The sequence below is a fragment of the Azohydromonas aeria genome (assembly GCF_009760915.1).
GTDB classification, from domain to species: domain Bacteria; phylum Pseudomonadota; class Gammaproteobacteria; order Burkholderiales; family Burkholderiaceae_C; genus Azohydromonas; species Azohydromonas aeria.
Window position 1 is genome coordinate 103812 of record NZ_VIDQ01000014.1, and the last position, 8813, is coordinate 112624.

At 68.4% G+C, this 8813-nt stretch carries 9 protein-coding genes; 4 read left to right on the top strand and 5 right to left on the bottom strand.

Annotated features, from left to right (window positions below; genetic code table 11):
• Positions 1-207: 207 nt before the first annotated feature.
• The 4 genes from FJ694_RS11375 to FJ694_RS11390 form a co-directional block, all read right to left on the bottom strand.
• Positions 208-1158: a 2-hydroxyacid dehydrogenase gene (locus tag FJ694_RS11375; protein WP_157267189.1), complete on the bottom strand. Its 951-nt coding sequence runs from the start codon at positions 1156-1158 to the stop codon at positions 208-210.
• A 78-nt stretch (positions 1159-1236) separates the two neighbouring features.
• Positions 1237-1947 carry a ribonuclease activity regulator RraA gene (locus FJ694_RS11380; protein ID WP_157267192.1) on the bottom strand — a complete coding sequence of 237 codons (711 nt, stop codon included), beginning with the start codon at positions 1945-1947 and terminating at the stop codon, positions 1237-1239.
• A 2-nt stretch (positions 1948-1949) separates the two neighbouring features.
• A complete protein-coding gene (locus FJ694_RS11385) occupies positions 1950-2924 on the bottom strand; it encodes a tripartite tricarboxylate transporter substrate binding protein (protein WP_157267195.1) in 975 nt (324 codons plus the stop codon).
• Positions 2925-2961: 37 nt separating this feature from the next.
• Positions 2962-3909, bottom strand: a complete 948-nt coding sequence (locus tag FJ694_RS11390; RefSeq protein WP_375140210.1) for a Bug family tripartite tricarboxylate transporter substrate binding protein — start codon at positions 3907-3909, stop codon at positions 2962-2964.
• Positions 3910-4092: 183 nt separating this feature from the next.
• On the opposite strand from FJ694_RS11390, the gene FJ694_RS11395 reads away from it, so the two are divergent.
• The gene (locus FJ694_RS11395; protein ID WP_375140212.1) at positions 4093-5010 is read left to right on the top strand and encodes a LysR family transcriptional regulator; all 918 of its coding nucleotides are present in this window, start codon (positions 4093-4095) and stop codon (positions 5008-5010) included.
• A gap of 67 nt (positions 5011-5077) precedes the next feature.
• Here FJ694_RS11395 and FJ694_RS11400 read toward each other — a convergent pair whose 3' ends face one another.
• Positions 5078-5578, bottom strand: a complete 501-nt coding sequence (locus FJ694_RS11400; RefSeq protein ID WP_157267203.1) for an acyl-CoA thioesterase — start codon at positions 5576-5578, stop codon at positions 5078-5080.
• Between the two features lie 209 nt (positions 5579-5787).
• Here FJ694_RS11400 and FJ694_RS11405 point away from each other — a divergent pair, with 209 nt between their 5' ends.
• The 3 genes from FJ694_RS11405 to FJ694_RS11415 all read left to right on the top strand — a co-directional run bounded on the left by FJ694_RS11405 (position 5788) and on the right by FJ694_RS11415 (position 8654).
• A complete protein-coding gene (locus FJ694_RS11405; protein WP_157267206.1) occupies positions 5788-6492 on the top strand; it encodes a FadR/GntR family transcriptional regulator in 705 nt (234 codons plus the stop codon).
• A 190-nt stretch (positions 6493-6682) separates the two neighbouring features.
• Positions 6683-7594, top strand: a complete 912-nt coding sequence (gene kdgD / locus FJ694_RS11410) for a 5-dehydro-4-deoxyglucarate dehydratase (protein ID WP_157267209.1) — start codon at positions 6683-6685, stop codon at positions 7592-7594.
• A gap of 85 nt (positions 7595-7679) precedes the next feature.
• The gene (locus FJ694_RS11415) at positions 7680-8654 is read left to right on the top strand and encodes a Bug family tripartite tricarboxylate transporter substrate binding protein (RefSeq protein WP_157267212.1); all 975 of its coding nucleotides are present in this window, start codon (positions 7680-7682) and stop codon (positions 8652-8654) included.
• The last annotated feature ends 159 nt before the right edge of the window (positions 8655-8813 follow it).

An 8813-nucleotide genomic window follows, 5' to 3' on the forward strand; every position in this document is an offset into this window, starting at 1 on the left:
TGGGCCAGCGCTTGGCGCGCCAGCTGGTTCTGGATGCTTGCGCCAACTAAGAGGTGGGCTACGGCGTCTCTTGACCTTGGCGTCGTGTCAAGCCTCATGCTGGACGAGCAGCGCCGAGCTTTCGTACCACTACACGCTGCAAGCCGTAGCCGCAGTAAGCGATGGGTCAGGGCCGCCTGCGCGACGGCCCCGGGGCAGTTCGCAGGCTTAAGCGGTTTGTGGCCGGCCGGCGCGCGGGCCCGCGAGCTCGAAATGACGCGCCAGCGAATCGACGACGTGCTCGGCCATGCCGCGCCTGGCTTCCTCGGTAGCCGAGCCGATGTGCGGCGTCAGCACCAGCCGGCGGTCGTTCAGCAGCGCGGCGGGCACCTCCGGCTCGTGCTCGAAGACGTCGAGCGCCGCACCCGCGATCCGGTCGGCGGCAAGGGCAGCAATCAGGGCCTGCTCGTCCACGACCGGGCCGCGCGAGATGTTGACCAGGAAACCCTTTGGTCCCAATGCATCGAGAACGCGTGCATCCACCAGGTGGTGCGTCGCGCTCGACAGCGGACACGTCAGGATCAGCAGGTCGCTGTCCGCGGCAAGCGCGGCGACGTCGCCGAAGTACTCGAGGTCCACGGGCTTGCGCGTCGGGCCGAAGTACGCCACGCGCGAGCCGAAGGCGGCGAGCCGGCGTGCAATCGCCAGGCCGATGGTGCCCAGGCCGACGATGCCCACGCGCATGCGCGAGATCGAGCGGCCCAGCGGGTACTGCTTGCGTTGCGGCCACTGCCCCGAGCGGACGAAGGTGTCTGCATTGACGATGTCTCGCGTGAGCGCCAGCGCGAGTCCGAGCGCGGTGTTGGCGACGTCCTCGGCCAGCACGTGCGAGGTGTTCTCCAGCACGATGCCGCGCGCCTTGACGGCCTGCACGTCCACGTTGTCGAGTCCGGCGCTGTAGCTGGAGATGATCTCCAGCGCGGGCAGCGCGTCGAGCAGCCGAGCGTCCACCCGGGTCTTGCGCAGAGCCATGCCGCGAATGGCGGGCCCATGTTGCGCCAGGAACGAGGCCGCGTCCGTCGCGTGGCTGGGCAACTCGAGCACGGTGAACAGCGAGCGCAGTTCGGCGTTGGTCCAGTCGGGCAGGTCGGCAGCCTGCAGCAGGGTGGGTTTGGCCATGGGAGAACGTGCTTCCGGTGGGTGTAAGTCAGGGAGGACCGGGTGTCGGCCGGTCCCCGTGCGATCGGTGTGGCCGCGTCAGCGGCCCTGCGCCTGGCGCCAGGCGGCGAAATCGTCGAGCGTGGCAGGATCGGTGGGCGGATACAGGCCGACGATCGAGCGGCCTTCCATCACGCGCTGCGTCACGAAGTCCTCGAAGACGGTCATCTCGGTGGCCTCGGCGGCGACCTCGTCGGCCAGGTGGGCCGGGATCACGACCACGCCTTCGCCGTCGCCGACGACGATGTCGCCGGGGAACACCGGTGCGTCGCCGCAGCCGATGGGCACGTCGATGTCGATGGCCTGGTGCAGCGTCAGGTTGGTGGGCGCGGACGGCCGCTGGTGGTAGGCGGGGAAGGGCAGCTGCGCGATGTCGGGCGAGTCGCGCAAGCCGCCGTCGGTGACGATGCCGGCGGCGCCGCGCATCATCAGCCGCGAGACCAGGATGCCGCCGGCCGATGCGGCACGTGCGTCCTTGCGGCTGTCGATGACGAGCACCGCGCCGGGCGGGCACTGTTCGATGGCGACGCGCTGCGGATGCGCGCGGTCCTGGAACACCGAGATCGGGTTGAGATCCTCGCGCGCCGGGATGTAGCGCAGCGTGAATGCCGGGCCCACCATGTTGGGCCGGCCCGCGGCCAGCGGGCGCACGTCCTGGATGAACTGGTGGCGCAGTCCGCGCTTGAACAGCGCGGTGCACAGCGTTGCCGTGCTGACGCGGCGAAGGCGCTCCAGCGTTTCGGATTTCATGGTCATTCGGGCTGGATGCCCGCGCGCTGCGCGACCTGGGCCCAGCGCTGCATCTCGGTCTGGATGAAGGCGCCGAACTGCGCCGGCGTGCCGCCGGCGGGCTCGATGCCGGCGGCCATCAGCTTCTCGCGCACCTCGGGTGCCGCCAGGGCCTTGTTGGCCTCGGCGTTGAGCTTGGCCACCACTTCCCGGGGCGTGCCCGCGGGCGCCAGCAACCCGCCCCAGGTGCTCGTGTCATAGCCCTTGATGCCGGCCTCGGCCATGGTCGGCACCTCGGGCAGCACGCTGGAACGCCTGGACGTGGTCACGGCCAGTGCGCGCAGCTTGCCACCCTTGACCTGCGGCGCCACGGCGGCCACGGTGTCGAACATCAGCGCGGTGCGCCCGGCAATCAGGTCCGGATGCGCGGCCGTGCTGCCCTTGTAGGGCACGTGCGCGATGTCCACGCCGGCCATGGTCCTGAACAGCTCGGCCGACATGTGCGGCGCGCCGCCATTGCCGCTGGAGGCGTAGCTGAACTCGCCCGGATGGGCCTTGAGGTGGCCCACCAGCTCCGTGACGCTCTTCGCCGGCAGCTCCTTGTTGACCACCAGCACTAGCGGCACCACGTGCGTCTGCACCACGGGTTCGAAGCCCTTGACCGTGTCGAAGGGCAGCTTCCGGTACATGCTCGGATTGATGGCGTGGCTGCTGGCCACCAGCGCCAGCGTGTGGCCGTCGGGCGCGGCCTTGGCCACGAAGTCGGAGCCCAGCACGCCGGCGGCGCCGCCCTTGTTCTCGATGTTGACCGGCTGGCCCCAGGCCGCCGTGAAACGCGCGCCGATGAGCCGCGCCGCCATGTCGATGGCCCCGCCCGGCGAGGCCGGCACGACGATGGTGATGGGCTTGGCTGGCCAGGCCTGCTGAGCCTGGGCGCCGGCGGCCAGGGCGAGCATGCCCATCGCCGCCACGCCGCGCAGCGTGGTGCTGATCTTCATGGGAAATCTCCTCGGGCTACGAAAAGGGAGGCGGGGCTTACTCGACCGTGACCTTGCGGTCCTGGATGATCTGCGCGTAGCGTTTGCGGTCGTCGTCGATGAGCCTGGCGAAGGCCGCGGGCGTGCCGGCCGCGGGGATGGCGCCCAGGTCGGAGAATTTCCTTCTCACCTCGTCCTGCGACATCACGGCGCGCACGTCGGCGGCGGCCTTGTCCGTGATCTCCTGCGGCGTGCCCGCCGGCGCGAGCAGCCCGATCCAGGAGATGCTGTTGAAGCCCGGCACGCCGGCTTCGGACAGCGTGGGCACGTCGGGCAGCGCGGGCACGCGCTTGTCGCTGGTCACGGCCAGTGCGCGCAGCTTGCCGGCCTTGAGGTGGCCGCTGGCCTCGAACGCCGTCATGAACGAGAGCTGCACGTGGCCGGCGATGAGGTCCGACACCGCCGGGCCGCCGCCGCGGTAGGGCACGTGCAGGATGAAGCTGCCGGTGCTGTCCTTGAACATCTCCGCCGCCAGGTGCGGCCCGCCGCCGGCGCCGGAGCTGCTGTAGCTGAGCTGCCCGGGTCGGGACTTGGCGTAGGCGATGAACTCCTTGACCGTCTTCGCCGGCACCGAGGGATTGACCATCATCGCCAGCGGCAGCTCGGCCACCAGCGTGATGGGCGCGAAGGCCTTGTCGGGGTCGTAGGGCAGCTTCTTGTAGAGCGCCGGGTTGATGGACTGGGTGCCGACGTTGCCCATGAGCAGCGTGTACCCGTCGGGCTTGGCCTTGGCCACCATGTCCGCGCCGATCTGGCCCGCGGCGCCGCCCTTGTTCTCGACCACCACGGTCTGGCCCCAGCGCCGCGTCAGCTGCTCGGCCAGGATGCGCGCGCCGGTGTCCGTGCCGCCGCCTGGCGGGAACGGCACCACGATCGTCACCGGCTTGGACGGCCAGGGGCCGGACTGCGCCAGGGCCGGAGCAGCCATGGCCAGCATGGATGCCATGGCGGCGAGGACGGGGAATGCGAACGGGGTCCGGGGCATGTCGTCTCCTGTGGCGAGCGCCTTCTGCGCTCTTGTGAGGGGTGCCGCCTGCGGGCGGCCCCTGGTGTCTGAAAGGCAGTGTAGGAAGACGATCGATAAAGATCCAAGGTTAAATTTGGATCGGCCAATACAACTTATGGATTGATCATGGACCTGTTCCAGCTGCGCTGCTTCGTGGCGGTGTGCGAGGAGCTCCACTTCGGAAAAGCTGCCGTGCGGTTGCACATGACGCAGCCGCCTCTGAGCCGCCAGATCCAGCTGCTCGAGGACTCGGTGGGCGCACGGCTGCTCGAGCGCACCAGTCGCAGCGTGGCACTGACCGCGGCCGGGACCGTGCTCTACAAGGACGCCCTCAAGCTGCTGAAGCTGGCCGACGCCGCGGTGGCCAACGCGCGGCTCACCGCCAGCGGCGATTCGGGCCGGGTCACCGTCGGCTACACGGCGGTGTCCGGCTACGTGCTGATACCGCAGCTGCTGCTGCAGGCGCAGCAGGCGCTGCCGGGCATCGAGATCGTCCTGGAGGAAATGGTCTCGTCGCAGCAGCTGCGCGCGCTGGCCGACGAGGCGCTGGACCTGGCCTTCGTGCGGCCCCTGGCCTCCGAGGCCGACCTGCTCTATCACCGCGTCGTGCGCGAGCCGATGCAGCTGGCGCTGCCGGCCTCGCATGCGCTGGCGGGCAAGCGCCGCATCACCCTGGCCGACCTCGCCGGGCAGCCGCTCATCATGTATTCCCAGAAGGAAGGCCAGTACTTCCACGACAAGATCAAGAACCTGTTCGCGGCCACCGGCGTGCAGCCGCGCTACGTCCACCACATGGGTCAAACGCACGCGATCGTGGCGCTGGTGCAGGCCGGCATCGGAGTTGCCATCGTGCCGGCATCGGCCAGGCACCTGTACTTCGAGCAGGTCGAGTTCCGTGACCTGTGGCGCCGGGACGTGGTGGCGGAGATCTACCTGGCCTGGCGCCGCGCCGAGCGCAACCCGGCACAGCGGCGCCTGCGCGAGTTCATCCTCAAGACGCTGGGCGCGGGAAGCGCACCGGGCACAGAGCCTGAAGGCTGACGGCGCAGCTGGAGGCTTCTCGAGAGCCCCCTGGGCCGCCATCAGCGCAGCGCCCGCCGTTCCAGCCTCAAGCCGAAAGCGCAGGCAAGGATTCGGTGCGCAAGGCAGCCGAGCGCTCTTCCAGTTCCAGTCGAAGCTTCTTGCGCACCAGCGCGGCAGCATGGCGCCGCCGCTCGTCCGGGGAGAACGGGCGCAGCGGGGGCACGGGCACCGGCTTGCGCTCGTCGTCCACGGCCACCATGGTGAAGAAGCAGCTGTTGACGTGCCGCACTTCCTGGGTGCGGATGTCTTCGGCAATGACGCGGATGCCGATTTCCATCGATGACGTGCCGGTGTGGTTCACCGACGCCAGGAACGTCACCAGATCGCCGACATGGACCGGCTGGCGAAACATCACCTGGTCCACGCTGAGCGTGACGACGTAGCGCCCCGCGTAACGGCTGGCGCAGGCATAGGCGACCTGGTCGAGCAGCTTGAGGATGGTGCCGCCATGCACGTTGCCCGCGAAGTTGGCCGTGTCGGGCGTCATCAGGACGGTCATGGTGAGCTGGTGTGGGGGCAAATTCATCGCAGTTGTCCCATGAGTCGAGCTTTCAAGACCAAGCCAGGGTGGACTGCGCAATCGCAGGCTCCGTGACTTGCAAGGTTCCCAGGGCAAGAAACGCCGATTCCTGACAAAAAACGCATCCTTGTTGTATGTCGTCAGTCATCGTACAACTATCATTATTCAATGTATGGTGGGTGTCAATTCATGGCACACCGCAAAGGCAGCTAATCATGGACAAGGTCATGGCACCACCGCGGCGTTCGCGCACGCTGGAACTGGTGGACGAACTGGGTCACCGCATCCGCGCAGGACAATTGCCGGTGGGCCGGAAACTGCCTCCAGAGGCTGCTGTCATGGCGGAGTTCGGCGTGAGCCGCACTGTGGTGCGCGAGGCCATCTCAAGGCTGCAGGCCGCAGGCTGGATCACCACAAGGCATGGGGTGGGCTCATTTGTCTCCAGCCCGGCGGAAGCGGCGTTTTGCGTCACTGCGCAACAGTTGCGGACCCTGCGCGAGGCGGTCGCTCTGCTGGAGTTGCGCATCGGCATCGAAACTGAAGCCGCTGCTCTGGCAGCCCAGCGCCGGTCAAGGGTGAACCTTGAAGAAATGGCAACTGCCATTGAGGAATTCGACGGTGCCATCAACGAGGGCGGCGATGCCGTGGAGCCGGACTGTCGCTTCCACGTTGCCGTCGCACGGGCGACGGGCAACGCACATTTCGTCAGCCTGCTGAGCTCTTTGAGCTTGGGGATGATTCCCCGTGCCCGCCTGGGCAGCGAGGGTGGTGCGGCATCTCGCGACGAGTTGCGACAGGTCAACGCGGAGCACCGCGCCGTCTTCGACGCCATCGCTGCGCAGGACGCGAGTACGGCCCGGGCAGCGATGCGCGTGCACCTGACCAACAGCCTGCAGCGCAAGCGCCAGGCGATGAACTGAGGGCAGCAGACCGCTTCCAACGCGCCCGGGCCTTCAGTGGCCAGTGACTACCGCACGGGGCCGTCCTACGTGTTCTCCACATCCCTGAATTCTTGAATACAGAAATCCTTGGTTGTACGATGACTGGGTCGGCGCATGAGGCGGTTGTCTGATGTTGTCGCATCACTGAATCACATCCCGGAGAACGAACATGTCCCCTCAAGAACTGAAGTCCGCCCTGCAGTCTGGTCTGCTGTCCTTTCCGCTGACCGACTTCGACAGCGAGCTGCGCTTCAACGCACGCAGCTATGCCGAGCGCCTGGAGTGGCTGATGCCCTATGGCGCCACGGTGCTGTTTGCTGCGGGTGGCACGGGCGAGTTCTTCTCGCTGGAGCCGGGTGAGTTCTTCGACGTGGTCAAGGTTGCGTCCGACACCTGCCGCGGTCGCGTGCCCATCATCGCGGGCGCTGGTGGCGGCACCACGCTGGCCATCCAGTACGCGCAGGCTGCCGAGCGCGCCGGCGCGCAGGGCATCCTGCTGCTGCCGCATTACCTGACCGAGGCCACGCAGGAAGGCCTGGTGCGCCACGTCGAGGCGGTGTGCAAGAGCGTCAAGATCGGCGTGGTGGTCTACAACCGCGGCTCCTGCCGCTACAGCCACCAGACGCTGCTCAAGCTGGCCGAGCGCTGCCCGAACCTGATCGGCTTCAAGGACGGCGTCGGCGACATCGAGGCCTTCGTGAACGTGCGCCAGCATCTGGGCGACCGCTTCGCCTACCTGGGCGGTCTGCCCACGGCGGAAGTGTTCGCCGGCGCCTACAAGGCCATGGGTTGCCCGGTGTACTCCTCGGCAGTGTTCAACTTCATCCCGCGCACCGCCATCGAGTTCTACAACGCGCATGCCGCGGGCGACGCGGCCACCACCGGCCGCCTGATCAACGAGTTCTTCCTGCCCCTGGTGGAGCTGCGCAACCGCGGCCAGGGTTACGCCGTCAGCCTGGTCAAGGCAGGTGCCACGATCGTCGGCCATGGCGCCGGCCCGGTGCGCCCGCCGCTGTCCGAGCTCAGCGCCGCCGAGTACGAGCACCTGAGCGAACTCATTGGCCGCCTCGGCCCGCAGTAAGCGAAGCGGGCCCGCCGCGGTGGTGCCCACAACTGCCGCGGCGGGCCCGACGAGAAGACCTGATCAGACCCAAGGAGACACTTCCATGCATCGTCGCATCCTCTTGAGTGCAGTCGCCACCGTGGCGGCGCTGTCCGTGGCCGGGCCCGTCCTGGCGCAAGCCTGGCCGGCCAAGCCGGTGACGATGGTGGTGCCGTTCCCGCCCGGGGGCTCCACCGACATGATCGCCCGCACCCTGGCCTCCGGGCTGCAGGCCAAGCTGGGCCAGACCTTCGTCGTGGACAACAAGGCCGGCGCCACCGGCACCATCGGCGCCGCGCAAGTGAAACGCGCGCCGGCCGACGGCTACACGCTGCTGGTGGCCTCGCTGGGCCCGTACGTGATCGCGCCGCACCTGATCAAGAACATCCCCTACGACGCCACCAAGGACTTCGACTACATCACCGTGGCGGTGCAGGCGCCCAACGTCCTGGTGGTGCCGGCGGCCTCGCCCTACAAGACCGTGGCCGACGTCATCGCGGCGCAGAAGAAGTCGCCCGGCAAGCTGACCTTTGCCTCCTCGGGCAACGGCTCCTCGGACCACCTCACGGCCGAGCTGTTCTGGGCCCAGACCGGCACCGAGGCCGTGCACGTGCCCTACAAGGGCGGCGCCCCGGCCATCACCGACCTGCTCGGCGCGGTGGTGGACGCCTCGTTCCAGAACATCAACGCCGTGCAGCAGCACATCGCCGCGGGCAAGCTGCGCGCGCTGGCGGTCACGGGCAGCAAGCGCGCCGCGCTGCTGCCGCAGGTGCCCACGCTGGACGAGTCCGGCGTCAAGGGCGTGGACGTGTACTCCTGGCAGGCCGTGGCCGCGCCCAAGGGGCTGCCCGCCGACGTCAAGGCCAAGCTCGCCACGAACATCGCCGCGGTGCTCAATGAGCCGGCGGTGAAGTCCAAGCTGGTCGAGCAGGGCTTCGAGATCGTCGCCAACTCGCCCGAGCAGTTCGCCAGGTTCCAGGCCACCGAGTTCGCGCGCTGGAAGGGCGTGATCGAGAGCCGGAAGATCACCGCGGACTGAGCCCCGCCGTTGCCCGCGGCCCTTGCCGGCCCCTGCGGCCTTCCCCCGGCCGGCTTCAGCCCTCGCCCGCGCACGGCGGGGAGGGCGCTCCAACCCCATTTCCCCGCCATGCCCAGCACCACCCCCACCGTCGTCTCCCTGCGCGCCATTCCCGTTGCC